This window comes from Myxosarcina sp. GI1 (assembly GCF_000756305.1).
Lineage (GTDB): Bacteria > Cyanobacteriota > Cyanobacteriia > Cyanobacteriales > Xenococcaceae > Myxosarcina.
Map to the genome: position 1 here is coordinate 151,823 of NZ_JRFE01000017.1, position 25,304 is coordinate 177,126.

19 protein-coding genes are annotated in these 25,304 nt (G+C 40.9%); 8 read left to right on the plus strand and 11 right to left on the minus strand.

Features of this window, described 5'->3' with window-relative positions; genetic code table 11:
* Positions 1-435 precede the first annotated feature (435 nt).
* Entirely contained in the window at positions 436-2,022 is a 1,587-nt protein-coding gene (locus tag KV40_RS13560; RefSeq protein ID WP_036482283.1) for a serine/threonine-protein kinase, read from the plus strand.
* A gap of 28 nt (positions 2,023-2,050) precedes the next feature.
* Here KV40_RS13560 and KV40_RS13565 read toward each other — a convergent pair whose 3' ends face one another.
* Both KV40_RS13565 and KV40_RS13570 read right to left on the minus strand, forming a co-directional pair.
* Positions 2,051-2,302: a TIGR03643 family protein gene (locus KV40_RS13565; RefSeq protein ID WP_036482285.1), complete on the minus strand. Its 252-nt coding sequence runs from the start codon at positions 2,300-2,302 to the stop codon at positions 2,051-2,053.
* Positions 2,303-2,410: 108 nt separating this feature from the next.
* Positions 2,411-3,292 (minus strand): COP23 domain-containing protein, encoded by an 882-nt coding sequence (locus KV40_RS13570; RefSeq protein WP_036482287.1) that lies wholly within the window; start codon positions 3,290-3,292, stop codon positions 2,411-2,413.
* 366 nt (positions 3,293-3,658) lie between these two features.
* On the opposite strand from KV40_RS13570, the gene KV40_RS13575 reads away from it, so the two are divergent.
* The gene (locus tag KV40_RS13575) at positions 3,659-5,026 is read left to right on the plus strand and encodes a glycoside hydrolase 100 family protein (RefSeq protein WP_036482288.1); all 1,368 of its coding nucleotides are present in this window, start codon (positions 3,659-3,661) and stop codon (positions 5,024-5,026) included.
* A gap of 13 nt (positions 5,027-5,039) precedes the next feature.
* On the opposite strand, the gene KV40_RS13580 is transcribed toward KV40_RS13575, so the two are convergent.
* The gene (locus KV40_RS13580) at positions 5,040-6,191 is read right to left on the minus strand and encodes a GDSL-type esterase/lipase family protein (RefSeq protein ID WP_036482290.1); all 1,152 of its coding nucleotides are present in this window, start codon (positions 6,189-6,191) and stop codon (positions 5,040-5,042) included.
* Positions 6,192-6,384: 193 nt separating this feature from the next.
* Positions 6,385-6,528 (minus strand): chlorophyll a/b-binding protein, encoded by a 144-nt coding sequence (locus KV40_RS13585; protein WP_036482292.1) that lies wholly within the window; start codon positions 6,526-6,528, stop codon positions 6,385-6,387.
* 323 nt (positions 6,529-6,851) lie between these two features.
* Here KV40_RS13585 and KV40_RS13590 point away from each other — a divergent pair, with 323 nt between their 5' ends.
* Complete coding sequence (locus KV40_RS13590; protein WP_036482295.1) at positions 6,852-9,275, plus strand: endonuclease MutS2; 2,424 nt, start codon at positions 6,852-6,854, stop codon at positions 9,273-9,275.
* A gap of 223 nt (positions 9,276-9,498) precedes the next feature.
* Positions 9,499-11,592, plus strand: a complete 2,094-nt coding sequence (locus tag KV40_RS13595; RefSeq protein WP_156114034.1) for a transglycosylase SLT domain-containing protein — start codon at positions 9,499-9,501, stop codon at positions 11,590-11,592.
* A 320-nt stretch (positions 11,593-11,912) separates the two neighbouring features.
* On the opposite strand, the gene rsgA is transcribed toward KV40_RS13595, so the two are convergent.
* The 5 genes from rsgA to grpE all read right to left on the minus strand — a co-directional run bounded on the left by rsgA (position 11,913) and on the right by grpE (position 17,433).
* The gene (gene rsgA, locus KV40_RS13600; protein ID WP_036482298.1) at positions 11,913-13,019 is read right to left on the minus strand and encodes a small ribosomal subunit biogenesis GTPase RsgA; all 1,107 of its coding nucleotides are present in this window, start codon (positions 13,017-13,019) and stop codon (positions 11,913-11,915) included.
* Positions 13,019-13,273, minus strand: coding sequence for a sulfurtransferase TusA family protein (locus tag KV40_RS13605; protein WP_036482301.1), 255 nt, complete (start codon positions 13,271-13,273; stop codon positions 13,019-13,021). The genes rsgA and KV40_RS13605 overlap by 1 nt, the downstream gene beginning before the upstream one ends.
* Positions 13,273-14,406 (minus strand): molecular chaperone DnaJ, encoded by a 1,134-nt coding sequence (gene dnaJ, locus KV40_RS13610; RefSeq protein ID WP_036482304.1) that lies wholly within the window; start codon positions 14,404-14,406, stop codon positions 13,273-13,275. The genes KV40_RS13605 and dnaJ overlap by 1 nt, the downstream gene beginning before the upstream one ends.
* 89 nt (positions 14,407-14,495) lie before the next feature.
* Entirely contained in the window at positions 14,496-16,475 is a 1,980-nt protein-coding gene (gene dnaK, locus KV40_RS13615; RefSeq protein ID WP_036482306.1) for a molecular chaperone DnaK, read from the minus strand.
* A gap of 145 nt (positions 16,476-16,620) precedes the next feature.
* Positions 16,621-17,433, minus strand: a complete 813-nt coding sequence (gene grpE, locus KV40_RS13620) for a nucleotide exchange factor GrpE (protein ID WP_036482308.1) — start codon at positions 17,431-17,433, stop codon at positions 16,621-16,623.
* A 303-nt stretch (positions 17,434-17,736) separates the two neighbouring features.
* Here grpE and KV40_RS13625 point away from each other — a divergent pair, with 303 nt between their 5' ends.
* Genes KV40_RS13625 through KV40_RS13640 form a run of 4 tightly spaced genes read left to right on the plus strand, consistent with a single transcriptional unit; the run spans position 17,737 to position 22,792 of the window.
* Entirely contained in the window at positions 17,737-19,776 is a 2,040-nt protein-coding gene (locus tag KV40_RS13625) for a GspE/PulE family protein (protein WP_036482310.1), read from the plus strand.
* Between the two features lie 49 nt (positions 19,777-19,825).
* Positions 19,826-20,947, plus strand: a complete 1,122-nt coding sequence (locus tag KV40_RS13630) for a type IV pilus twitching motility protein PilT (RefSeq protein WP_036482313.1) — start codon at positions 19,826-19,828, stop codon at positions 20,945-20,947.
* A gap of 51 nt (positions 20,948-20,998) precedes the next feature.
* A complete protein-coding gene (locus KV40_RS13635) occupies positions 20,999-22,213 on the plus strand; it encodes a type II secretion system F family protein (RefSeq protein ID WP_036482314.1) in 1,215 nt (404 codons plus the stop codon).
* A gap of 18 nt (positions 22,214-22,231) precedes the next feature.
* Complete coding sequence (locus KV40_RS13640; protein WP_036482316.1) at positions 22,232-22,792, plus strand: hypothetical protein; 561 nt, start codon at positions 22,232-22,234, stop codon at positions 22,790-22,792.
* 42 nt (positions 22,793-22,834) lie between these two features.
* Here the strand turns inward: KV40_RS13640 and KV40_RS13645 are convergent, their stop codons facing one another.
* Both KV40_RS13645 and psbA read right to left on the minus strand, forming a co-directional pair.
* Entirely contained in the window at positions 22,835-23,896 is a 1,062-nt protein-coding gene (locus KV40_RS13645; protein WP_036482319.1) for a mannose-1-phosphate guanylyltransferase, read from the minus strand.
* 234 nt (positions 23,897-24,130) lie between these two features.
* Positions 24,131-25,213 (minus strand): photosystem II q(b) protein, encoded by a 1,083-nt coding sequence (psbA, locus tag KV40_RS13650; RefSeq protein ID WP_036482322.1) that lies wholly within the window; start codon positions 25,211-25,213, stop codon positions 24,131-24,133.
* Between the last annotated feature and the right edge of the window lie 91 nt (positions 25,214-25,304).

Consider the following 25,304-nt stretch of genomic DNA (forward strand, 5'->3'; position numbering starts at 1 on the left):
CGATCGCTTTTTTTTAAATTTACATTTTTACGATTGACCATTTTGTTTGCTTGAATTCCCGTAGCAATAAGCGAGGTTTTAAAATTTTGTTTTATTCTTTCGGTATATTTACAGATAAATTATTTAACTTTATTACGATACGAATACAGCTTTTGTTTCAAAAATCTGGTAATTTAAAATTATTTTGTCTATACAGTTATCATGAAGTAAACTATTCTAAAAGTCAAAACAGGTGGTTTTCAGAGTAAAACAAGTCATAGACTGTTGAATAAAATTATCTTATTAACTTTAGTCACCCCAAATACTAAAAACTTAGGATATGCTGTTGATAAGTAACTAGAGTCTAGAAATTCAATCGCCAACGAGATTTGCTGCCTAAATAAAATATCTAGTTGAATCAAACTTTATTGGACGGCGTATTATTAGGTATTTTGAATGAGTTATTGCCTCAATCCAACTTGCCCCAAACCTATCAATCATCCCAAAGCTAAAAATTGTAGAGCTTGTGGAGCAAAACTGTTGTTGCACGGTCGCTATCATTTAGTGAAAGGTCTAGGGAAAGGAGGTTTTGGTGCGACTTTTTTGGCTGCCGATCTTTCACTACCAGGAAATCCCTTGTGCGTGATCAAACAGTTACGTCCCAACACTGATAATCCTAACTTTTTGTCGATGGCAAGGGAACTTTTCGAGCGCGAAGCTAAAACTTTAGGAAGAATCGGCAATCATCCCCAAATCCCCAGACTACTCGATTATTTTGAAGATAGACAGCAATTCTATTTAATACAAGAATTTGTTAAAGGTAATAATTTACAACAGGAAGTTAAGAAAAACGGAGTTTTAAACGAAACCCAGATCAGGCAGGTTCTTAAAGAAATTTTAGTTATTCTTAAAGACATTCACGCTCAAAAAGTAATTCACCGCGATATAAAACCAGCTAACATCATTAGAAGAGAAATCGATAATAGACTGGTGCTAATTGATTTTGGCGTTGTCAAAAATCAGGGCAATACGGTAGCTGGTGGAGATGCTACCGCGTTGACTGCCTTTGCTGTAGGTACTCCTGGTTTTGCCCCTCCCGAACAGTTGGCAATGCGTCCCGTATATTCCAGTGATGTTTATGCTTTGGGTGTTACCTGTATTTATTTAATGACGGGAAAAGCTCCTAAAAATCTAGAGTGCGATCCCATAACAGGAGAAATTGACTGGTTTAAAAATATCAAAGTCAGCGATAGTTTTGTCGATATTTTAACCCAAATGTTGGAGGTATCGGTTAAAAATCGTTATAAGACTGCCGATGAGGTTTTGCAGGCACTAGATATCGAACATCATGTTGATAGTTTGGCTGAAAGCATAATTAGCCACACCAAGGTTGAGGAGCCACGTAGCTCTCCACTTTCTCGGACAAATAGTCTTCCTTTACGTAGAAATATTATTCCTAATCCTCGACAAGCAGGTTCTAGAACTGCTCACAGATTTGGAGATAGAATTTCCCCTTTAGGTAAAAATTCCTCTAGAAATCGATTAACACTTAATAGTAAAAGAACTGCTGGCGGTTTAGACCGCAATGCTGCTAGAGAAAAACCCAAGCCTGTTAAGGTAGAGGCAGAAATTATTATAGATGCCTATGCTACAGGTAGAAGAGACTTTGGCTTAAAAGACCTCAGTAGGCAAGACTTGCAAAAATCCGAACTGGCGGAAAGTAACTTTCAAAACTCAATAATGATTAAAACTAATTTTCAGAGTGCGGATTTGAGCTTTTGCAATTTTAGTAGTTCGGATATGCGTCAAGCAATCTTGCGTAATGCCAAACTAAATCGCGCTTTTTTTGTTGAGGTTAATTTGGAGGGTGCCGATTTGCGCGGTGCAAACCTGAGCGAGGCTAATTTCGATCGCTGTAAGCTAAAAGGTGTTAATCTCAGCGGTGCTAATTTAACCAATGCTAAGATCGATAAAGAACAATTAGAGACTGCCAAAACCAACTGGCTGACTATTTTGCCCAACGGTAGACGAGGATTTTGGTGATTGTAGGTATTACCAATACATAAACTTTTTACTTCTGATTTTGAGATTTAAATCTACCCTCAACAAATTTGCGTTTGGCTAAATGTTTGGTTTTGCGTCCCGAAACTCGTTTGCGCCACATTCTAAAGCTAGAGGCTTTTAGTTCTCGGCGCATAATAGCAATGACCCGATCTTCCGACAGACCAAACTGAGCCTCAATTGCTCCAAAAGGCGTTCGATCTTCCCAAGCCATTTCAATAATGCGATCGAGCGATCGCGAATTTAAATCTGGTAACTTCATCAATGTTTGTCTTAACTCTGTAGCGATCGCTACAGAGTTAAATACTCCTAAAATCTACAGTCAATCTTAGAAGTAATACAGCAGAAGTAACTCTACTTTAAGATAGGTTTAGCGAAATACTGCAGGTTTGCGTTCCGAGGGGTTGCCTGTAGAAACACCAGCCTTGTCTTGTTTGAGTTGACTGCCCGTACCTCCATCAGCAGGATCGAGAAAGGGACGCAGATCGATTTTTTCTGGAGATTTACGAGCAGTGTTACTCGTACGGTTGATGCCGATATCCTCTAAAATCTTGCCCACACCTTCAAAAATTTGGTTTTCGGAGTCATTATCAGTTAGAGTATATACTCCGTCTGTTTGCTGACCATCATCGGCAGCTAACAAATTTTCAAAGACCAAATCGCGGGTTAATTGGGGATCTTGTCCTGGTGGCACGGTGAACACAATTCGACAGTCTGAGGGATCGACTTGAGTTGTGACGCAGATAATATCATAGTTGTTTTCAACGTCAGTGGTTAACTCTAATAAGCCATCGGCGCGGTAGGCTTCAAAGCGACGGGTAATTTCATTACAGCGTCTTTCGGGAGTCCAACCGCCTCCTAATTGACTGGGAATTGCCCAGGGATAACCCCGTTCGGGCTGACTTTCAGGATAATACATAACCGTATATTCGCCATTAGTAATTTCGCAGCTAAACCGTGTATCGCTGCTGGTTCTTCTAGTAGGCGAGGGATTGACACTGCCTGGATCGTTGTCGATGATTACTTCTGGGGGGTCGTCAGTATTTTGCGCCATCGCTCCCTGCGCGCTGCCTTCGGCAATCGCGGAGCGCAAGCCCCCCAGGCTTATCGTCTGTAAGTATCGATCTATGCTAGCTAAATGTTTGCTGCTAGGAACGGGAAAAGCATCAACACCATTGCTATTGGCTAGTAGCATTACGCTAGCAGCCAAACTGGTTCGAGCAATTAATGATTTTAAAGGGCTGTTGAACATAGACTAATGATAATTAACGAGAGCTTAATTTGAAAAGCTACTAGACTAATAATTTGCAGTGATAATTTATCGGGCTTGAAAATTTGTTATTTACTAGTGAAGTTTGTTAATTAATTATGACGAAGAGTGTTGGTAAATGTTTCTCAGGCGATCGCCCTGGCGTAAGCGCAACGCTAGACTAAAAGGCTTAGCTTATCTTTCAAGCGATCGCGCCGTCTCAATTCGACCTTAAAATATAGCAAATTGTTTTTTGATCGCTACTAGATGCCCGAAATTCGCTCTAGTTACATCTCAGATTTAAGTTCTTTACTAGCTTAAAATTGAATGAATTAATGACTGATAGGGATTTTATTGAATTTTTTAACTATGGAACAAAATCGAACTCTCGCCACAGAAGCTTGGGAAATTTTGCAAAGATCGATTATTTATTACTACGACCGCCCTATTGGTACTTTAGCTGCCTGTGATTCTTCTAGTCCCGCACTCAACTACGATCAGTGTTTTGTTCGCGATTTTGTTCCTGCGGCTTTAGTGTTTTTGATTAAAGGCAAAACTGAAATCGTACGTAATTTTTTAATACAAACTTTAAAACTACAGATAAAAGAAAAACAGCTAGATTTTCTCGAACCAGGACGGGGCTTAATGCCTGCTAGTTTTAAAGTCATCCATCAGGGAGAAGAACAATATTTACTAGCAGACTTTGGCGATCATGCTATTGGTAGGGTAACTCCTGTTGATTCCTGTTTTTGGTGGCTGTTTTTACTGCGGGCTTATATCAAAGCTACGGGAGAATATTCTCTGGCACATAGTCCCGAAATGCAGAAGGGAATGCGAATTATTATCGAACTTTGTCTGGCAGCAAGATTTGAAATGTACCCGACTTTACTCGTTCCCGATGGTGCCTGCATGATCGACCGCCGTATGGGAATTAATGGACATCCTTTAGAAATTCAGTCTTTGTTTCACATGGCTTTGCGCTGCGCCGAAGAACTGTTAATCGACAATAACGAAAATGCTAAAATACGTCAGGCGATCGCTGGTCGTATTCCTCCCCTGACCGAACATATTCGCTATCATTACTGGCTAGATCCCCAACGCTTAAACGTTATCTACCGCTACAAGGCTGAGGAATACGGACAAGATGTCTTAAATCAGTTTAATATTTATTCCGATTCGATACCCTATGCAGAACTCAGTGAATGGTTTCCCGAAAATGGAGGCTACTTAGTTGGTAATCTCGGTCCTTCTCAGTTAGACTGTCGCTTCTTTTCTTTAGGTAACTTAGTGGCAATTCTGTCTTCTTTGGTATCGCCACAGCAGGGCGAAGTCATTATGCACACTATTGAAGAAAAGTGGCAAGATCTTATTGGGTGGATGCCAATGAAGATTTGTTTTCCCGCTCTTAAAGGCAGAGACTGGCAGCTATTAACGGGATGCGATCCCAAAAATCGTCCCTGGTCTTACCATAACGGTGGTAACTGGCCCGTTCTACTCGGTTTTTTGGTGGCGGCAGCCTTAAAGCTCGATCGCTTCGATCTAGCAAAAAGAGCGATGGCAATCTCTAACCAGCGTTTACCCTTAGATGAGTGGGCAGAATACTATGACGGTAAAAATGGTCGCTTGGTAGGCAAAGAAGCCAGAAAATATCAAACCTGGACGATCGCTAGCTTTATTCTGGCAGAAGAATTAATTACCAATCCTAACTATTTAGATTGGATTTCCTACGATAGATAATGCCTTGCCCTAACTACTTACTAACATCCCAATTAAAACCATCATCGACTAAAGTACCGTCGATGAGAGTTTTAAGCGCATCTGCCATTGCTTTTTGTTCGCTAAATCTAGGATGACCCGAAGTAACTTGCTCGGTGATTAAAGAATATACCTTATTGTCGTTAGTTTCCTGTTTGTATTCGGCGATCGCTTCAGTTAAATAGTTATCCCATTTAGAATCGTGATACATATTGGGAAACATCCCGATAAAATAGGCGTTGGGATGTTTGGCACGAAGCTCGCTAATAAACTGCTTATAGCGACTTTTCCATTCTTGACTGGATAGATCGGAGCCGATATTGATACTTGAAGCGTCGTTTTGACCTAAAGCAACGATAACTAAGTCGGGATTGTATTTAGCGAAATTCCATTGAGGAGCGTCGTCAAGGGGTTTGGCTTTATCATAAATTGCTTCCATACCAGTTTGTTCGTGCCAAAAACCATATCCGTCAACTAAAGAAACGCCTCCTTGAGCTACTAAAGAAACTTCCGCACCATAGTCTCTAGCTAAAATCGAGCCAAAACTAAGATAGGCATTAGCCAAATCGTGATTGCTGCCTGGAGGATCGGAAGTACCTACCCGATCGGATTCTACTGTAGCACCTGCTGCGATTGAGTCTCCATAAACTTCAATTTTTTTGTTGGAGGCAAAATTTCCTGGAAGTAAATTGCCATCGGTAACTATGCCATGAAATTTAAATTCGCCCGTTACGTAATCATTGCGTTTGACTAGCAATACTTTATGAGTTTTATTTTCTAACCCATTTGCGATATCGTAAATTTTTGGCTGTTCGCCCTGTTTTAAAAGAATTGTCTTGGGTTCGGAATCATCGTTGAGATAAACATCGACATAATTTTCTCCGCCCCAATTATCTTCAGACAGTTTGACTTTTAAACCAGTACCTGAAAATTTAAATTCAACCATCGAGCCTGGATAACTAAAAACTGGTGTTGAAGAATTTTGTCCTTCAATTCTACCCGTGTAGTAAAAATCTGCATTATTTGCTGCTATCTCTTTAACTTGTCCTGAAGTTGCAGAAACTTGTTTGTTGTTGTAAAAACTTTGCGATATTAGAACAAGTAAAAATTTGGCAAAAATTACTTGGAATCTATTAGTCAAAAACATTTTAAATATGATTTTTTAGATTATGTTGACTATTTTTACTGAAGTTTGCAGCTATTAAACAAATGCTAATTACTTTCATCATAAATTTAGCTTTAGTTTTATTGAGCTACAGCAAAAACCCCGTGTATCGATCGCGCGATCGATACACGGGGTTGAAAGTTACTGTTATTAGTAACTATATTTACTTTAAAAATTACATCAAGCCTAATTGACTTAAAATTCCTTGTCCTGTCGCCAATTCTACTGCTACGGCAATGACAAAACCTAACATAGCCAAACGACCATTCCAGATTTCAGCAAAGCGAGTAAAACCAAATTTGTTTTGTGGTGTTTCCATGATAATTAGTCCTCTATAATTGCGGTTATGAGATTTATGTCAAGTATATGTTATTAAGTTTAACAATTGAACTCAGACCTCGCAATATATCTTTAGACTTAAATGTAGGTGCGATCGATTCTGCCGTTGATGAGTGACGCGCTATTCTCTTTGGAAGATCGCGCTACTGCAAGTAAATAAAAAAATACCGCTCGAAATGATTTGTTTAAACAAACAATTTAAAAAAATTTGAGTTTTTACTCGATTACTGCAAGCATCAACGCTCAATTTTCTAAAATAGCTAAATAATGTAAATAGATATATAAAACCAGATATACTCGACTTTGATTATTACAGAAACCCTAGAATTATTAGAATGGCGACGTTTGTGTCAACATTTAGCTACTTTTGCCGCAACCAAACTTGGAGCGATCGCAGCAAAACAGTTAAAATTGCCAGCTACTAAACAAGAAAGCCAGCAGCTATTGGCACAAACTAAAGAAATTTATTATTTAGAGCAAGAAATCGATTCTGGATGGAATTTTAAAGGGATAGAAGATATTGGCGACTCTTTAGAAAGAGCTAATATTGGCGGGATGTTAACCGCTGAAGAATTACTCAATTTAGCTACTACTTTAGCTGGCGTACGGCGTTTGCGTAGAGTAATCGATGCTAAAGCTGAAGAAATGCCGACTCTAGAAAAATTAATCGCAGACTTGCGAACCTATCCTGAAATCGAACAGGAGATACATCGCTGCATCGACGATCGCGCTGAGGTAAGCGATCGCGCCAATCCCCAACTAGCGGAGATTCGTAGTGAAATCAAACAGCTGCGGCAGAGAATCTATAAAACCTTACAAAATATCATGCAGCGCAACAGCACTGCCATTCAAGAAGCCGTAATCACTCAAAGAGGCGATCGCTTTGTGCTGTCGGTAAAAGCAGCCCAAAAAGAAACTATTAAAGGTATCGTTCACGATGTTTCCAGTACGGGTTCTACTTTTTATATCGAGCCTGGGGCAGTTGTAGAGTTAGGCAATCAACTCAGGCAAAAAGAACGTCAGGAAAAACGCGAAGAAGAAGCAGTTTTACGAGCATTAACTGATAAAGTAGCAGAGGTAATAGAAGATTTAGAAACGGTTTTGGCAGTGGCAACTGTTTTAGATTTAGCTACCGCTAGAGCAAGATACAGTTTGTGGTTAGAAGCCAATCCTCCCAGATTTATTGATTTTGACAAAGAAGAGACTATTACTCTACGTCGTCTGCGTCATCCCCTACTAATTTGGCAACACCGTCATGAAGAAGGAGCCGAAGTAGTACCTATCGACGTGCTAGTTCAACCTCAAACTAAAGTAGTAGCGATCACGGGACCTAATACAGGAGGAAAAACTGTTACTTTAAAAACTTTGGGGTTAGCCGCTCTAATGGCAAAAGCGGGAATTTTTGTACCTGCTAAAGAACCAGTGGAGTTGCCTTGGTTTGAATCGGTATTGGCAGATATTGGCGACGAACAATCTTTACAGCAGAGCTTATCGACTTTTTCTGGTCATATACGCCGTATTAGCCGCATTATTGAAGCTTTAAGTCCTCACAATGAGGAAATAACCGCCCATAATTCTCTGGTTTTACTCGACGAAATTGGTGCGGGAACCGATCCCGCAGAAGGTAGTGCTTTAGCGATCGCTTTACTCAAATATTTAGCAGAACATAGTTTGCTGACGGTAGCCACTACCCACTACGGTGAATTAAAAGCTTTAAAATACCAAGACGAACGATTTGAAAATGCTTCGGTAGAATTTGACGACAGCACCTTACAGCCTACTTATCGTTTATTGTGGGGGATTCCAGGGCGTTCTAATGCGCTAACTATTGCCAAACGACTTGGTTTAAAATCGGAAATTATCGAAGAAGCTAGAAATCAGTCAGGTATAGATGCTGCTGAAGATGTTAATCAGGTAATTGCTGCGCTAGAGGCACAACGACGCGAACAAGAAGCCAAAGCTCAAGAAGCTGGTAAATTACTGGAGCAAACCGAACGTTTTTATGGTGAAGTTTCAACTAAAGCCGCAGAGCTGCAAGAAAGAGAAAAAGCCTTAAAAATATCTCAAGAACAGGCAGTGCAACAAGCGATCGCCGAAGCCAAAGCCGAAGTAGCAAAAGTGATTCGACGCTTGCAGCAAGGCGAACCAACTGCCCAAAAAGCCCAACAAGCCAGCGAACAACTAAATAAAATCAGTCAAAAAGAACTAGCCAAAACTCAGCCAGCCAAACCAGATAAACCAGCTTATAAACCGCAGGTAGGAGAAAAAATTAAAATTTCCAGTCTCGGACAAACAGGGGAAGTCTTAAGCATCGACGAAGCCGAGTCAGAGGCAACGATTCGCTTTGGCATTATGAAAATGACCGTATCTTTGAGGGAAATTGAGTCTTTAGACGGACAAAAAGTTGACGTTCCCGCTAAAGCTAAAACCCCTAAAGCTAGTACGCCTGCTAAATCTAAGGTAACGCCACCTCCCGTCACGGTTCGCACCTCTAAAAACACTTTAGATATTCGCGGTAGTCGGGTTGCTAATGCCGAAGTAGACTTAGAAAACGCGATCGCCTCTGCTACCGAGTCGGGAGTGGTGTGGATAATACACGGCAAAGGAACGGGGCGTTTGCGTCAGGGAGTTCAGGAGTTTTTACAACGTCATCCACAAGTAAGTAAGTTTGAACTCGCACCTCAAAAAGAAGGCGGTTCGGGTGTAACAATTGCTTATTTGAAATAACTAAATACTTTCAAATAGACGACGTTAGAAAAAAATCGCTCTGGGGAATAATTTTAATATACAGCAGTTGTCGGTCAGATAGGGTACGCATTAAATCGGTGAGGTAATAGACAATAGTAAACAGGCTTTAGAAAGCTTAGAGTTTCTTATCCGCTCTAGATTCGTACTCGATCGATCTGAAACGCTGTAATCGCACTTCATTAAAAACTGGATTTAATAGCCTGTGATACAAAAAACACTAAAAGCTAAAAATTGGCTAGCAACTAGTTTGGTATTGTTTGGCTCGACAATAGCTTTAGGCTGTAGCAATTCAGTTGTTAATAAGAATTTAGATCGTGTCGATCCAGAAACTTCTGAAGTACAGCTTTTGTCGTCAACTACTGAGCCATCACAGCAAACTTTAGATAGTCGTACCAGTTTTTTACTAGCATCCAATCTGATTAACCAACAGCAAGGGCAACAGGCATTACAAGAGTTAGAAAATTTAGAAAACCAGTATCCTATTCTGGCTTCCTATGTTTTACTCAAACAGGGACAAGCTTATCAGTTAGCGGGAAATAACAACGAAGCAGAAACTAGCTGGCAGCAAGTCGTTAATAACTATCCCGACTCTGCTGCTGCTGCCGAAGCTTTATATCTTTTAGGCAAGTCTAATCCCGCTTATTGGCAACAGGCTATAAAACGGTTTCCCGCCCATCCCCGCACCCATCAAATAGTTCGCCAATTGCTAGAGCAAAATCCTAACCAGCTTCGGCTAATGGCGTTATTAGCAAAATACACTCCCGATGATGAAGAGGTAGGTAAAATGCGCGATCGCCTGATGAACGAATACGCTAGTCAACTTACCCCACAGGATTGGCAAGCGATCGCTGATGGCTATTGGTTGAAGTGGGATTACGGCAAAGCAGGACGAGCCTACGCCAAGTCTTCTCTTACCCCTGGCAATCTTTATCGCGCCGCCAGAGGTCATCATCTTGGTAACGATATAGCCACAGCAAAAAAGCTTTATCTACAGCTTATCGAACAATTTCCTAACGCCGAAGATACTGGTTTGGGTTTGCGTCGGTTGGCTACTATTGTTGATAAACAACAGGCAATTATTTATTTAGATCGGGCGATCGCAAAATTTCCCCAAGAAGCACCAGAAGCTCTAATGGAAAAAGCAGATCTTCTTGACACTCTAAATAGTTCGATTTCCGCTACCCAAGCTCGCAAACTCGTTTTAACTCAATACACCAATTCAGAAGCGGCTGCCGAATATCGTTGGGAAATTGCCAATATACAAGCTAAGGCAGGAAATTTAACTGCCGCCTGGCATTGGGCGCAACAGATAGCTGTTAATAATCCCGAAAGTCCTCTCGCACCCAAAGCCACCTTTTGGATCGGCAAATGGGCGCAAAAGTTAGGTAAAATCTCAGAAGCTACTACTGCTTTTAAAGCTGTTTTGGCGAACTTTCCCCGTTCTTATTACGCTTGGCGAGCGGCTGTAGCACTAAATTGGGACGTGGGAGATTTTACCACCGTGCGCCAAAAGCTACCCGAAGTCGTCAAGCAAAGCGATCGCGCTCCGCTTCCCGCAGGTTCAGAAATTGTACGCGAACTGGATCGATTGGGTTTAAAATCCGAAGCCTTGGCGCAATTTCAAATTGAAACTGCTTATAAAAAAGAATTAACTATTGCCGAAGAATTTACCAGCGGTTTATTAAAGCTTGACCAGGGTAAAAACTTGCGGGGTATCAATCAAATTTGGTTTCTCAAAGATCGCAATAAGCCTTCAGAAAAACAACAGTGGCAGGCATTGCGACAAACGGCACAGTATTGGCAGGGCTTATATCCGTTTCCCTTTGAAAAATCAATTCTTAATTGGTCGCAGTCTCGTCAGTTAAACCCCTTATTAGTAACTGCCCTAATTCGTCAAGAATCCCGCTTTGAACCCAAAATTCGTTCTTGGGCAGGGGCTACTGGTTTAATGCAGGTAATGCCCGCAACAGGGGAACACGTGGCTAGTAGTATTGGCTTATCAGACTATTCTCTAACCAATCCCGAAGACAATATCAACATCGGTACCTACTATCTCGACTTTACCCACCAGAAATATCAAAATAATTCAATGTTAGCCGTCGCTAGTTACAACGCAGGACCTAATGCAGTTGCTCAATGGGTGTCGCGATACGGTTTAAAAGATGCTGATGAGTTTGTCGAGCAGATTCCCTATAGCGAAACCAAAGGTTATGTAGAGTCTGTATTTGAAAATTATTGGAACTATTTACTAATTTACAATCCCGAAGTAGAAAAATTATTCCAACAGCTTAGTTGACGAACAAAGATGAACGTTGATGTAATATACAACTCGAAAAAACATAGTTATAAGGAAGTTGTTCGACTAAATAAAAAAAATAAAAATTTTATGCCCTGTTTGCCATTCAGAACTTCTCGTTATAAACTCTAAAGAATTGATTACTAAATATAAGAAACCTCAAGGAATATTTTGTCCAAAGAATGACAATCATGTATGGATAAAATTTATATTGGCAGAAGAACGCAATCAGTTTTGGGAACAAGTAGAACGCCGTATAGAAAATAATTTTAAAGACTAGTTTTATTGATTAGGTGGGTTGCTTAATTAGTTCAATCCATTCAATCTTCTAGCTCTTCATAAATTTCTTCAACAGAGCGATCGCTATAAATATCCTGTAAATTCTGGTGTTTTTCGCGGCGGGAAGGACGACGATACTTTTTACTTTCCAATCTAGGTTCGTACTGTTTTTTGCCCGATCGCTTGACCTTTAACTTCAAACTCTGTTCGGTATCGGGAGTTTGCTGTCGTGCTTCTTCCTTGGCGATCGCAATTTCTAAAAAGTTTAAATAGTGTTCGTAGCGTTCCCAATCACCTCTGACTACACAATTTGGTTCGTCGCGATGTAGACAATTACCAAATTGACAGTTATCTTGTTTGAGTCTGGCTCTAGCTTCAGGAAAATACCAGGCTAAATTGGCAGGGTCGCAGTTTAAATCTGGTTGATTGAATCCTGGACTATCGGCTAACAAACCCCCTTCAGGAAGCTCGAATAACTCTACGTGGCGTGTAGTATGCCTTCCCCGTTGTAGTTTGCCCGATACTTCGCCTACTCGTAAATCAATCGACGGAATTAAAGTTTCAATCGTACTAGATTTACCTACGCCACTCGGTCCTGCAACTACAGTAATTTTGTCTCGAAGAAACTTTAATAAATTTTCAAGACCCAATTTTTGCGTAACACTAATAAATAGTGGTTCGTATCCCCAACTCTGCAAACGCTGTTGCCAGCGATCGCGTTCTGTTTTCTCAATGAGATCGCATTTGTTAAGACCTAAAATCGATTTAATATTAGTCGATTCTGCTTTAACCAAAAAACGGCTTAATTGCCAGGGGTCTAGGGTTGGTTCTCTAACTGCAAACATCAATAATAAGCAGTCAGCATTAGCTACGGGAGGGCGCTGAAGTACTGTTTGGCGGGGCAGTACGCGAGAAATTGCACCGCGATTATCCTGCCAGTCTGGTTCTTCAATGACGACACGATCGCCGACTATTACTTTCTGACCAATTTTTTTTAAACGGCTACGGCGAGTACAGAGTAAATACTGTTGCGAAATTGTTTTTCTACTATTTAGATTGGACTCCAAGCGCACTTGATAGAAGTTAGCCTGAACGGCGACTACCGTTCCCCATAACTCGCATTTTTCCAAAAGCGACTCATCAGCCATCACAAAGTTTCAGGACGACGAACTAACAGCGAAAAAAATTCCTGTCGATCTTCAATTTTTTCTAACTGATATCCTTCCATTGTCAGACTATCGGGAACTTGTTCGATTGGTTCGCCGGGGTCGAGCCACACTTCAAGTAAAGAACCAGGGGACATTTGTTCTAAACGTAGCTTAGTGCGTACGAAGTTAATCGGACAGGGAGTACCTCTCAAATCGAGACGAGCGTCTGCTCCAATTGAGGATGATTCGCTCATTAGTGAAACAATCCTCCTAAAAATCCTTCTTTACCACCTTTACCCAGTTTCTCACCTTTTATTTTAGCTAGTTCACTTAGCAGCTCTCGCTCTTTACTATTGACGCGAGTAGGAATATTTACTTTAACCGTAATTAAATGGTCGCCTCGACTTACGGGATTACCTAGTTTTGGTACGCCTTTGTTTTCGAGAGTCAAAATCGTGTCTGGCTGTGTACCAGCAGGGATAGCAAGGTCTTCTTTGCCATCTACAGTATTTACTTCTAAATGACAACCCAAAATTGCCTGCAAATAACTTACTTCGATTTCCGAGCGAATATTAATTCCTTCCCTAACAAATTCGCTGTCGGATTCGATAAATAAATAAACATATAAATCACCAGGAGTACCACTACGATTTCCTGCATCTCCTTCTCCCGAAACTCTCAATCGCGTACCGTTGTCTACTCCTGGTGGAATAGTAATTTTTAGCTTTTTAGTTTTTTGTTGGCGACCAGCACCGTTACAGGTATCGCATTTTTCTTCAATTACCTCTCCCGTACCATTACAGCTAGGACAAACGGAAACTTGAGCAAAGCTACCAAATGGCGTACGAGTAGCTCGGCGCACCTGTCCAGCACCATTACAGGTACTACAGGTATTGACTCCCGTTCCAGGTTTAGCTCCCGTACCGTTGCATACCTGACATGTTTCCAAATGGGGAATGCGAATTTGCTTTTCACCACCAAATACTGCTTCGCGAAATTCTAATCTTAAATCTAATCTAAGATCGTCGCCTCTAGTTGGACCGCTACGCCGACGCGATTGAGTTCCGCCAGTACCTACACCGCCACCAAAACCGCTAAAAATAGTCTCAAAGATATCGGCAAATCCGCCCATGTCACCATACTCAAAGCCAGAAGCTCCTGCCCCAGAGGACACACCAGCTTCTCCAAAGCGATCGTATCGCGCACGGGTTTCTGGTTCGGATAGGACTTCGTAGGCGCGGTTAATTTCTTTGAATTTTTCTTCTGCTCCCGACTCTTTATTGACATCAGGATGATATTTTCGAGCCAGACGACGATAGGCACGCTTTAGCTCTTCTTTGTCTGCATCGCGGGATACGCCCAGGATTTGATAGTAGTCCCCTGCCATAAACTCTGAATATTTTATATAATTTGTTAATGTACCTTGTACTTTAGCAAAATCAGAACCATAATACCTAGTTCGGTTACTACGAAGAATTAGTCTACAGTTTCGTAATCATCAAACACAGTTTCATTACTGTTTGAATTGCCTTCACCACCATTAAACTTGTCATTTTCAGGTACGCTAACTAGTGCTTTGATGTCGTCTTTCTCTAACATATCGATTTCTGCATTAGCATTAAAGATATTATTTTTTGGCTCGAAGTCAGTATTCTGATATAAGTCTGTACCTATTTCTAGTAAAGTTTCGCGGATTTGCTCTAAAATATTTTCAACTTGAGCGATACTGACATTAGGGTTTTGACAGGCAAGTTTAAATTCCGATTTGAGCTTGGCAATTTTAGCTTGAAGATCGTCGCGAACCAGGTTTTGCTGTTCGTTAAAAGTAGATTCGTAATCGTAAATCAAATTGTCAGCCTGATTTTGTAATCGAACGACTTCTAGACGGCGATGGTCTTGTTCTGCATATTTTTCGGCTTCCAAGCGCATTCGCTCTACTTCGTTAGAACTTAAACCACCAGTGTTGCTAATGGTAACACTTTGTTGTTTGCTAGTTCCTTTATCTCGAGCGGAAACCTGTAAAATACCGTTAACATCAATTTCAAAGGCTACTTCGATTTGCGGTATCCCTCTAGGAGCAACTGGAATGCCTGTCAAGAGAAACTTACCCAAACTTTTATTGTCTTTAGCCAAGGCTCTTTCACCTTGTAACACATGAATTTCAACAGTTGTTTGTCCATCAGTTGCCGTAGAAAAGATTTGAGACTTAGTGGTTGGTACGGTGGTGTTGCGTTCGATAATTTTGGTAAATACTTCTCCCAAAGTTTCAATGCCCAGAGATAGGGGAGTAATGTCGAGCAGTAAAACGTCTTCGACTTCTCCCGCTAATACACCTCCTTGAATAGCTGCCCCCAAAGCAACAGCTTCATCTGGGTTAACAGAGCGATCTAACTGTACCGATTTAAAAATAGCTTGAATTGCCTGTTGAACTGCGGGAATACGAGTAGAACCTCCTACCAAAATAATACGGTCTATATCGCTAGGTTTTGTTTCTGCATCTTTAAGTGCTAATTTAACTGGTTCTAAGGTTTTTTGTACTAAAGGCTTTGATAGTTCTTCAAATTTTGCTCGACTCAGCTCCATTTCCAAATGCTTGGGACCAGTTTCGTCGGCAGTGATAAAAGGCAGGTTAATTGTAGTAATTTCTGTGACAGACAGTTCTATTTTAGCTTTTTCTGCAGCTTCGCGCATTCTTTGCAAAGCCATTCTGTCACTTCTCAAATCTATTTTTTCTCGAGCGTAAAAGGTTTTAATCAACCAGCGAACAATCACGTTGTCAAAATCATCTCCACCTAAATGATTATTACCAGAGGTGGCTTTGACTTCAAACACACCATTACCAAGCTGAAGAATTGAAACGTCAAAAGTTCCACCACCAAGATCGAAAACAAGAATAAGTTCTTCTCGCTCTGGTTTATCCAAACCATAGGCTAGTGCTGCTGCCGTTGGTTCATTAATGATGCGCAACACTTCTAAACCTGCAATAACACCCGCATCTTTTGTAGCCTGTCTTTGAGCATCTGTAAAATAAGCAGGTACGGTAATAACGGCTTGAGTTACAGGTTCTCCCAGGAAATTCTCGGCATCACTTTTAAGCTTTTGTAGAACCAAAGCCGAAATTTCCTGTGGTGTGTATTGACGATCTTTAATCCGAACATCTACCGTATTGTCTCGACCTGGAACACATGTGTAAGGAATTCTAGAACGTTCTTCTTCAGTGTCTTCCCAACGACGACCGATAAAACGCTTGATACTGTGAATAGTGTTTTGGGCATTGGTTACCGATTGTCTTTTTGCCAATTGTCCGACTAATCTACTGTTGTTTTTTCCAAAAGCAACCATACTGGGAGTTGTGCGGCTGCCTTCAGAATTAGCAATGACAATTGGCTTTCCACCTTCCAACACCGAAACACAGCTATTAGTGGTTCCTAAGTCTATTCCGATAACTTTTGCCATAACTTTTAGGCATTAATGTCGCTCGTGTTTGTTATAAAACATAGAGAGATTAAAACTAACGACAATATCTAGAGAAATATCTCTAGATTGAGTCGTTTCAACTGCTACAATAGTCAACTGCCGCTAGCTATGACAGAATACTAGTTCAAGACTCCGTACTATCTAACTGTTCTATTTCTTCTATGTTTTCCTCTTCCGAGGTTATCACGGGTTCTTTAGGAACAGCAACCTTAACCATGGCATGGCGTAAAATTGTATCGCCCAGAACATATCCCCGCATCAACTGTTCTAATACTGTGCCTTCAGGATATTCATCAGTTGCTTCACGTAACATTGCTTCATGATACTGAGGATCGAATTGTTCGCCTTCGGGACGCATTGCCGAAACGCCCAAGCGTTTCAAACAATCTACCAAAGTTTTATATACACCCTGATAGCTGCTATGAATAGCTTTTTCTCCTTCGTTGCCTGGTTTTAACTGAGTTCTGGCACGTTCAAAATTATCGATCGCAGGTAAAAGTTCGACAATGACATTTTTCTTAATTTGTTGCTCGAAGCTTTCTTTTTCATTATTAGTTCGGCGGCGAAAATTTTCAAAATCAGCGGCTAGTCTAGTAGATTGAGCTTTGAGATTATTTATCTGTTGAAGTTGCCGCTCGAATTGTTCGGTCTTTTCGTCTAAAAGCCGTTTGAGGTTGGCATTTTCTGCCTGAAAAGCAGCGATTATACTTTCGTTTTCTTCTAAAGAATTATTAAGCTCGCTTTCACTGCCTGTGGAGGAATCTACAGATTCATTGCCTTTTTTTTCTGCTTCTGGCGAACTCAATTGTTCCGACACTACATTCATATCGCTCGGAGTTGTTACCGATTGTTCGGTTTCAAATTCACTATGGTCTTGTTCTGTTGGTGAAGTATTGGCAATATTATTAGTTTCTGGTTGTTTCTGCTCTTCAATCATAGGATGTTTGTCTTACGGTACAAAATGTCGAGATATTGCACTAGTACAAAAAACTAGCTCTGTAGTTTTATCGAGATATTAAATAATTTAGTGCTGAGTTGACCTATTAATTAACTTAAGTTTATCGCTTATCAAATGTAACATCTTATGGAATTGAGCGATTATCTACGGTCGGTAATCATCACTTCGCTATATCTTTTTTTTATTTCAATCTCTACTACCAAGATAGATCTTGAGTCTATTGAAAATTTTCGCTCTTGGTTGGGGAATACTAAAAAATGTCAGGAAATATTGTAATTGTTTATGACTTATTCTGCTGCTAGATCTACTAATTCTAAAACCACCAGTTCTAAACGAACGCGGGCGCTTGCCCTGCGTAACTCTTTTTCTCCTTTTGGTAATAAGTTAGTAGAAAGAGGGGTTGTCGATCGCGAGGTAATGCAGAAGGCTTTATTAGAAAGCCGTAAAACCGATCGCTCTTTAGTAGATATTATCGAATCGGCTACGGGCAAGCAGCTACCGCCAGATTTAGTAGTTCAGCATAAGAAACATCATTTGTTCGAGCTAAAAGTTCTTTATGGTGTAGAATCACTAGATCCAGAAATCGAGTCAGATAACTTCAACGCTCATCAAATGACGGAATTGATTGATTCATTAATTCCGTTAGATTTATGTCGTCGCTATCGTTTTATTCCTCTAGAAAAAAAAGAGGGTGAGCCACCAGTGTTAGTGGTGGCAATGGTCGATCCTGAAAATTTGGAAGCTCAAGACGATCTCAATCGAATTTTACGTCCCAAGGGGATAGAAGTTCAAAGAAGGGTAATCACTCAATCGGACTATCAAAAGCTAATCGATCGCTTTCTTGACGAACAGGTAAAAAAAGAAACCACCAAAAAACAACAGGTTAATGTCGATGTTTCTCTCGATCTAGACAACATGGATTTTAATCTGGAAGAAACTGACGAGGAGGTAGCTGACGACCTGGGTGCAGTCAATGAAGCACAAGCTGCACCAATTATTACTCTGGTGAACAAAATTTTGGCAAAAGCTTTACAGGAAGGAATTTCGGATATCCACATCGAACCGCAAGAAGAGTTTCTCAAAGTCCGTTTTCGTAAAGATGGTGTTTTGCAGCAGCCATTCGACCCCATGCCGAAGAAAATTATCCCTGCGGTAGTGGCTCGGTTTAAAATTATGGCTGACTTGGATATTGCCGAAAAAAGGCTGCCTCAAGATGGTAAGATTCGGCGGATGTTTCAGGGGCGTAAAGTAGACTTTCGGGTCAATACTCTGCCTAGTCGCTACGGAGAAAAAGTCGTACTGCGGATTTTAGATAACTCGGCAACCCAGTTGGGGTTAGATAAATTAATTTCTCACGAACCAACATTAGAGTTAGTGCGAGATATGGCAAGCCGTCCCTTTGGTTTAATTTTAGTGACGGGACCTACTGGGTCTGGTAAATCGACTACGCTTTATTCGGTACTAGCCGAAAGAAACAATCCAGGGATTAATATTAGTACTGCTGAAGACCCCATTGAGTATTCTTTGGACGGTATTACTCAAGTGCAGGTGATTCGCGAAAAAGGGATGAACTTTGCCTCTATTCTCAGAGCTTTCTTGCGGCAAGATCCCGACGTGATTCTGGTAGGTGAAACTAGGGACTCGGAAACGGCTAAAACGGCAATTGAAGCTGCATTGACGGGACACTTGGTTTTAACCACCCTACACACTAACGATGCGGCTGGCGCGATCGCTCGTTTGGATGAAATGGGTGTCGAACCGTTTATGATCTCAGGAGCATTAGTTGGAGTACTAGCTCAAAGATTAATGCGTCGCGTTTGTAGTGAATGTCGTATTGCCTATACTCCTACACACGAAGAACTTTCTAGATTTGGTTTATCTGCTTCTAAAGAAGAAGAAATTACTTTTTACAAAGCCAACACGTTAGAACCAGAACAAATGCAGACTGCCAAATCTAACGGTAGTATCTGCAAAAAATGCAGTGGAGTTGGCTACAAAGGACGAGTTGGTGTTTACGAAGTAATGCGGAACTCAGAACGCCTTCAATCATTGGTTAACGAAGGTGCTAATACCGATCGCATCAAAGAAGCAGCAGTAGAAGAAGGCATGATCACCATCCTGGCGTATAGCCTGGATTTGGTTAAAGAAGGTCATACGACTTTAGAAGAAGTAGAACGGGTGACGTTTACCGACTCTGGTTTAGAAGCCGAACTCAAAGCCAAACGTAAAAGTGGTTTGGTTTGTCGTACCTGTAGCGCAGAATTACAGCCAGAGTGGTTGGATTGTCCTTACTGTATGACACCGCGTTTTAGTGACAACTAGCAGCACGAATTATTTTAGTTTTTAGCAATCTTTTAATGAGGAAAGAATTATGGATTTAATGATCGAAGACTATATGGAACAACTGGTAGAAATGGGTGGCTCTGATATGCACATTCAAGCCAGCGCGCCAATATATTTTCGCATTAGCGGTAAATTAACTCCTGTCGGAGAAGAACTCAATCCGCAAGAATGTCAAAAACTAATTTTTAGTATGCTTAATAACAATCAGAGAAAAGAATTAGAGCAGAACTGGGAATTAGACTGTTCCTACGGTGTTAAGGGTTTAGCGAGGTTTCGGGTCAATGTCTACAAGGAGAGGGGTTGCTATGCAGCTTGTTTGCGGGCTTTATCTTCTAAAATTCCTAATTTCGATCAATTAGGGTTGCCTGATGTAGTGCGTAACATGACTCAAAGACCCAGGGGTTTAGTGTTGGTGACGGGACCTACTGGTTCTGGTAAAACTACTACTCTAGCAGCAATGCTGGATCTGATTAACCGCACGCGAGCCGAGCATATTCTAACTGTAGAAGACCCTATTGAATATGTCTTTCCTAATATTAAGAGTTTGTTTCATCAACGACAAAAAAACGAAGATACCAAAAGTTTTGCCAATGCACTCAAAGCCGCACTGAGGGAAGACCCAGATATTATCCTGGTAGGAGAAATGCGGGATATGGAAACTATTTCTCTGGCAATTTCGGCAGCGGAAACGGGTCACTTAGTTTTTGGGACGTTACATACCAATTCGGCAGCAGGTACGGTAGACAGGATGATCGATGTATTTCCGTCGGGACAGCAAGCTCAGATTAGAGCGATGTTGTCTAATTCTTTAATTGCTGTGTTTAGTCAAAATTTAGTCAAAAAGCACAATCCCAAACCTGGGGAATTTGGTCGGGCGATGGCACAGGAGATTATGGTAGTTACTCCTGCAATTGCCAACTTAATCCGTGAAGGTAAAGCTTCTCAGGTCTATTCGGCAATTCAAACTGGAGCCAAAATGGACATGCAAACGATGGAACAAGCTCTAGCTAACTTAGTTAAATCTGGCACGATTTCTATAGAAGAAGGACTGGCAAAAAGTGCAAAACCAGACGAACTACAGCGTCTAGTTGCAGGCAGTGGTATGGGAATTACAACTAGTACTAAAGCTACTACAGCCAGAAGACGTTAAACTCGATTTTTTTTTCGATACATCTAAAATTAAAAATTTAAATATATTTGTATGCCTATATATGTAGCCAAAGTTAAAGACCATTCGGGAAAAATTCTTTCAGAGAAAGTAGAGGCTGCTTCTCCCGAACAGGCTCGTAGTATTTTGCAGAATCGTTATGTAGCGATTGGTAAAATTGATAAATCTGCTTTTGATTTCGATCTGTCTCAGATCGAGATGGCTTTGGCAAAAGTTACGGTCAAAGATAAAGCAGTATTCTCGCGGCAATTTTCAGTGATGGTGAATGCTGGTGTTGCTATTATTCGAGCTTTGGGAATTCTCTCGGATCAGGCTCCCAACATCAAACTCAAAAAAGCTCTGCTGGCAATTAGTGCTGAAGTACAGCAAGGTACGAGTCTTTCAGACTCCATGAGCAAACATCCACAGTGTTTTGACGATCTCTATGTGTATATGGTTGAGGCTGGAGAAGCTGGTGGGGTACTAGATGAAGTACTAATGCGTCTTTCTAAACTGTTAGAAGACATGGCAAAACTGCAAAACCAAATTAAATCAGCAATGGCTTATCCCGTTACAGTTGGTATTTTTGCCGTTGTCGCTTTTTTAGGAATGACGATCTTTCTAATCCCTGTTTTTGCAGGTATTTTCGAGCAGTTAGGTGCCGAACTGCCAGCTTTAACTAAATTTATGCTTTTTCTTAGTGCTACCTTGCGAAGTTGGAAGGCAATTATCCCCGTAGCAGTATTTATGATAGGAGGATTTTTATTCCGTAACTATTACAAAACTCCTATGGGAAAGTTGCAGATAGATACTTTAGCACTTAAAATGCCTTTATTCGGCGATCTGAATCAAAAAATTGCTGTATCTCGCTTTTGTAGAGTTTTTGGTACGCTTACTCGCTCGGGAGTACCAGTCCTCAACTGTTTTGATATCGTTTGCAACACTATTGGCAATCAGGTAATCGTTAATGCCGTACAGGCAGCCAAGAATGATATTCAGCAGGGGGGGATGATTTCTCTGGCAATTCAAAAAGAAAATGTTTTTCCGCCTTTAGCAATTCAAATGATCAGTATTGGGGAAGAAACTGGAGAACTCGACAGCATGATGGAAAAAGTTGCCGATTTTTATGAAGATGAAGTCGAGCAGGCAGTTAAAGCTTTAACTAGTATGATCGAGCCAATCATGATGGTCGGTATCGCCTTAATGGTAGGTACGATTTTACTTTCGATGTATCTACCTATGTTCTCTATCTTCGACCAGTTAGGTTAATTTCTAAGTTTTTTCCCAATGAGCGTAACAAAATCCGATTACGAAACTTTACTGGCTGAGTATTGTAGCTCTCTAGGAGCGATCGCACTACTCAGACAGTATAGTCCTTATTTTGAAATGCTACCGAGCATTCACCAACCAGAACAAAGTTTAATTACCATTCCTTTACCTATAGTCCGCATTCGTCGCTCGGATTTACAGTTGGATCCATTAAAACCTAAAATTGAAACGCGGGCTACCAGACTGCCATGCGATTTGGGAATTTTGACCTGCGATCCTCAATGGCAAATTAAACTGGATACAGAAATTTTGATTTTTATTCATCGTCCAGAAGAAGATTTTTCCGATTTAATCGATCGCTGGCGACAAACTCAAGTTTATTTAGACCGTGATTATGAATGGCTGATGCCCGCAAATAAACAACATATGTTTAGCGAAGCCGCAGGACAGGTTCGACCTTTATTTGTGATTTTTGAGGCTACTAGCGATCGCATAAAACAAGGATTGTCTGGTGCTGGTTTCCCTTTTGTGGTTCATTCGCTAGTGACTAATGAAGTCGGCATTTTAACTGATGTTTAAAGCGATCGCCAAAAATAACGTTATAACTGTTATACAGCCAGACTAAAGTAGACGATGAAACTTAGGTTCTTTTTGTAACGATTTAACTATTTGTTTGATTTCTTGAGTACGGTTTTTATTAACTACAAGCGTAACATCGCCGTCGCGTACAATTGCTACATCTGTCAGTCCAATAGTGACAATTAACTCACTATCGTTACTGCTATAAATAATTGTATTTTTGGTGTCTTTGCCAATGTGCGTTGCTAATTCTACATTTTCGCGATCGCCTTTTAACAAACGTTCTACACCATTCCAGTCGCCCAAATCGTCCCAACCGAAGTTAGCTGGTAAAACGTAAGCTAGCTTGGTTTTTTCCATCAAAGCATAGTCGATACTTTCTTTTTTTAATTGTCCATAAGCATCTTTACCTCGTTCGATTAGAGGTTTGATTATTTCGGGAGCATAGGTTTTTAACTCATTTAAGACTACGCCAGCTTTAAAAATAAACATGCCACTGTTCCAACTGTATTCGCCCGTATCGATAAAAGACTTGGCGGTTTGGCGATCGGGTTTTTCAGTAAAGCGGTTTACTTTATACACTGGTAAATTGTTAAAGTTGCTTACTTCCTGTCCCTGTTTGATGTAACCATATCCAGTAGAAGGACGATCTGGCTTAATGCCTAAAGTAACAATCGCTGCTTCATTTTGAGCTTGAGAGATTGCTGCTTCTAATGTTTGTTGGTACGCTTTTTCGTCTCCAATCCAATGATCGGCAGGAAAAAATCCTAAAACTGCGTCTTCTCCTTGTTGCTTAGTAACTTCTAAAGTTGCCCAAGCTACCGCAGGTGCTGTATCTTTACCCTCTGGCTCTACTAAAATATTAGACTCTGGTAAATCTGGTAGTTGCGCTCTTACACCATCTGCAACGACTGCTGAGGTAATAACCCAAAGATTAGACCAGCCACCTGCCAAATCTAACAGACGATTAGCTGTAGCCTGCAATAAACTGCGATCGCTACCATCGAGACATAATAGTTGTTTGGGTTTTTTAAGGCGGCTAACAGGCCAAAAACGTTCTCCTTTGCCACCTGCCAAAATAATCGGTATTAGTTTTGTGTCCATTAGTTTTTCGGTGCAGATCGTAATTATTTTTTTGATTGTTTCGGCTTAATCAATGAGTTTTTAGATAACTAACAAAATCTTGTTAATCATAGTATATGTCTCAGCCATTAATTTGTCGTTCTCTATTAGATATTTTCTACCAGTCATGATGAGAGCTTGAAATAAAAAACGCCCCCCACTTTCGTGGAGAGCATTTTTTTATTTAGTTATTCTAGTTATTCAGTTGTTTGGTGTTTAGCCTTCAATCGCAGGTGCGTTCATTGCTACAGGAGTAGCTTCGGCACTAGCAAGGTCTAAGGGGAAGTTGTGTGCATTACGCTCGTGCATTACCTCAAAACCAAGGTTGGCTCTGTTGAGTACGTCTGCCCAAGTGTTTACAACTCTTCCTTGAGAATCCATTACCGACTGGTTGAAGTTGAAACCGTTCAAGTTGAACGCCATCGTACTGATTCCCATTGCGGTGAACCAAATACCGATTACAGGCCACGCTCCTAAGAAGAAGTGTAAACTGCGGCTATTGTTGAAAGACGCATATTGGAAAATCAAGCGACCAAAATAACCGTGTGCGGCTACGATGTTGTAGGTTTCTTCTTCTTGTCCGAATTTGTAACCGTAGTTCTGTGACTCGGTTTCGGTTGTTTCTCTTACCAAAGAAGAGGTTACCAAACTACCGTGCATGGCAGAGAATAATGCTCCACCGAATACGCCTGCTACACCTAACATGTGGAAGGGGTGCATCAGAATGTTGTGTTCGGCTTGGAACACGAACATGAAGTTAAACGTACCAGAAATACCTAATGGCATTCCGTCAGAAAAGCTTCCTTGTCCTAAAGGATAGATTAGGAATACTGCTGTGGCAGCCGATACTGGTGCTGAATAGGCTACGCAGATCCAGGGTCGCATTCCTAGTCTGTAGGATAGTTCCCACTGACGTCCTAAGTAGGAGAAGACTCCGATTAGGAAGTGGAAGACGATTAGCTGATAAGGACCACCGTTGTACAGCCACTCATCTAATGAGGCTGCTTCCCAGATGGGATAGAAGTGTAGTCCAATTGCGTTTGAGCTTGGTACTACTGCTCCCGATACGATATTGTTACCGTACAGTAATGAACCTGCTACTGGTTCTCTAATGCCGTCGATGTCTACAGGCGGTGCTGCGACGAAGGCGATTAGGAAACAGGTGGTTGCTGCTAGGAGTGTGGGGATCATTAGGACACCGAACCAACCGATATAAATGCGGTTGTTGGTGCTGGTTACCCACTGACAAAAGTTCTCCCAAGCACTGCGATTTTCGCGAGTTCTTAGTGTAGTTGTCATGTGTGTTTATAATTCCTTTGTAATTTATACAATTATCGAAGTGAATAAAATTCTTCGATATCTTAATATTAGTGATTATCTTTAGTTTTGT

What these genes read in the sequence shown, in the direction of transcription:
- rsgA (WP_036482298.1), bottom strand. Translation starts at nt 13,019, where the DNA reads ATGGCTGATGAGTCGCTTTTGGAAAAATGCGAGTTATGGGGAACGGTA.
- KV40_RS13625 (WP_036482310.1), top strand. Translation starts at nt 17,737, where the DNA reads ATGACTTATTCTGCTGCTAGATCTACTAATTCTAAAACCACCAGTTCT.
- KV40_RS13580 (WP_036482290.1), bottom strand. Translation starts at nt 6,191, where the DNA reads ATGTTTTTGACTAATAGATTCCAAGTAATTTTTGCCAAATTTTTACTT.
- grpE (WP_036482308.1), bottom strand. Translation starts at nt 17,433, where the DNA reads ATGATTGAAGAGCAGAAACAACCAGAAACTAATAATATTGCCAATACT.
- dnaJ (WP_036482304.1), bottom strand. Translation starts at nt 14,406, where the DNA reads ATGGCAGGGGACTACTATCAAATCCTGGGCGTATCCCGCGATGCAGAC.
- psbA (WP_036482322.1), bottom strand. Translation starts at nt 25,213, where the DNA reads ATGACAACTACACTAAGAACTCGCGAAAATCGCAGTGCTTGGGAGAAC.
- KV40_RS13560 (WP_036482283.1), top strand. Translation starts at nt 436, where the DNA reads ATGAGTTATTGCCTCAATCCAACTTGCCCCAAACCTATCAATCATCCC.
- KV40_RS13570 (WP_036482287.1), bottom strand. Translation starts at nt 3,292, where the DNA reads ATGTTCAACAGCCCTTTAAAATCATTAATTGCTCGAACCAGTTTGGCT.
- KV40_RS13585 (WP_036482292.1), bottom strand. Translation starts at nt 6,528, where the DNA reads ATGGAAACACCACAAAACAAATTTGGTTTTACTCGCTTTGCTGAAATC.
- KV40_RS13575 (WP_036482288.1), top strand. Translation starts at nt 3,659, where the DNA reads ATGGAACAAAATCGAACTCTCGCCACAGAAGCTTGGGAAATTTTGCAA.
- KV40_RS13630 (WP_036482313.1), top strand. Translation starts at nt 19,826, where the DNA reads ATGGATTTAATGATCGAAGACTATATGGAACAACTGGTAGAAATGGGT.
- dnaK (WP_036482306.1), bottom strand. Translation starts at nt 16,475, where the DNA reads ATGGCAAAAGTTATCGGAATAGACTTAGGAACCACTAATAGCTGTGTT.
- KV40_RS13565 (WP_036482285.1), bottom strand. Translation starts at nt 2,302, where the DNA reads ATGAAGTTACCAGATTTAAATTCGCGATCGCTCGATCGCATTATTGAA.
- KV40_RS13645 (WP_036482319.1), bottom strand. Translation starts at nt 23,896, where the DNA reads ATGGACACAAAACTAATACCGATTATTTTGGCAGGTGGCAAAGGAGAA.
- KV40_RS13635 (WP_036482314.1), top strand. Translation starts at nt 20,999, where the DNA reads ATGCCTATATATGTAGCCAAAGTTAAAGACCATTCGGGAAAAATTCTT.
- KV40_RS13640 (WP_036482316.1), top strand. Translation starts at nt 22,232, where the DNA reads ATGAGCGTAACAAAATCCGATTACGAAACTTTACTGGCTGAGTATTGT.
- KV40_RS13605 (WP_036482301.1), bottom strand. Translation starts at nt 13,273, where the DNA reads ATGAGCGAATCATCCTCAATTGGAGCAGACGCTCGTCTCGATTTGAGA.